Here is a 1,692-nt window from a genome sequence, read left to right on the forward strand (position 1 = left end):
CGCACTCCAGTTACCATTGGCATCGGTTTGTACATCAATGCTTTGAGTAGCATTTGCTGCATCTGTAAACGTCACCGTGATGGTGCTGTTAGGTGCATCACTGGTGCCTGTCACTATTGGCGTGCTGTCATTTGTTAATATTGGCGCATCTACACTCACACTTGGTGCTGTGGTATCAATGGTGCCGTTGCCGGTAATATCGGTGCTGTTTCCTGCCACATCGCTGATGTTGGCGGTGATCGTGTACGGCCCTTCTGCCAGTGCAGTCGGTACTTCTACAGAGAAGTTACCATCGGCATCCACAGTGGTGGTAAAGGTTTGTGTATTGCCTTGATCGTCCACAACCGTGAAGTTAATAACGGTGCCTTCAACGGCATCACTTGTGCCACTGAGTGTCGGAGTAATATCGTTACTTGAGCCTGGGCTGGTAAGTACAAGTGTCGGTGCAGTGGTATCTATTTCACCTGCGCCTGTGGCGATGGTGTCGTTGCCTGCCACATCTTCAACACTCGCGCTAATGGTGTATGCACCTTCTGCGAGTGCTACCGGTACAGGGATTGACCACGTACCATTGGCTAGTACGGTGGCGCTCATTGTTTGCGCTGCGCCGCTGCTGTCGGTGACAACAATGGTTACTTCACTGCCTTGCGGTGCATCGCTGGTACCTGCAATCGTTGGCGTGGTGTCGTTCCCTACACCGTTGTCTGTAATAACAAGGCTCGGGCCAGTAAGGTCTATCTGACCTGTCTCGGTGGCGCTGCCGATATTACCTAGACCATCATCTACCTGTGCGGTGACAGTATATTCGCCTTCGGCTAAATCAGTTGGTGCATCGACACTCCATACCCCACCCGTTACGGTCGTATCAACAGTCGTAATATTCCCTGCACTGTCTTCAAACGTTAAGCTAATGGTGGTGTTATCTGCCGCATCGCTTGTACCATTAATGGTTGGGGTGGTGTCGTTGGTGTCAACCAGTGCATTAATACTAATGCTTGGGGCCGTGGTGTTGAGTGTTGCGGTTTCACTTAATGTAGTGGTATTACCGGCGTTATCACTAACGCTTGCTTCAATAGTGAGTGGACCATCAGTTAACGCGTTCGGTACATCGGCTGACCAGCTGCCATCGGCTTGTACTGTTGCAGTAAACGTTTCTGTATTATCTGCATCCGTGACGTTAATCGTTATAACCGTGCCTGCTGGCGCGTTCGATGTCCCGCTAATTGTTGGCGTGCTGTTATTCGTGGCACCGACTGTGTCTAACGTCAGTGTCGGCGCTAAGGTATCTAAGTTGCCTGTTTGTGTTGCACCACCGGTGTTGCCTGCATCATCGGTGATACTGGCTTGCACGGTGTAGCTTCCATCCGGTAATTCAGGGCTGGTCGCTTGCCAATCACCGTTTGCATCCACAGTAGCGGTGAATGGGTGTTCATCACCGTTACTGTCAGTAATAACAATGTTTACAACCGTGCCTTCAGGCTCTGTTGAGGTACCACTAACAACTGGGGTGCTGTCGTTACCCAAGCCCAGTGCATCAACGGTGACGATTGGCGTAATAGTATCCACATTACCACTGCTGTTTGCTGTGCTCTCGTTGCCTGCCGCATCGGTAATACTCGCGCTTACAGTAAAGTCACCTTGTGCAAGGGCACCTGGAATCTCAATGTTCCAGTGGCCATCGCTGCCAACTAG

Annotated in this window: 1 protein-coding gene; it reads right to left on the reverse strand. The window is 51.0% G+C overall.

What is annotated here, in order from left to right; all coding sequences use genetic code 11:
- A partial coding sequence (locus tag H5122_RS19955) for an Ig-like domain-containing protein (protein WP_182713009.1) occupies positions 1 to 1,692 on the reverse strand: 1,692 nt, incomplete at both ends.

This window comes from Pseudoalteromonas sp. SG43-8 (genome assembly GCF_014164245.1).
Taxonomy (GTDB): Bacteria; Pseudomonadota; Gammaproteobacteria; order Enterobacterales; family Alteromonadaceae; genus Pseudoalteromonas; species Pseudoalteromonas distincta.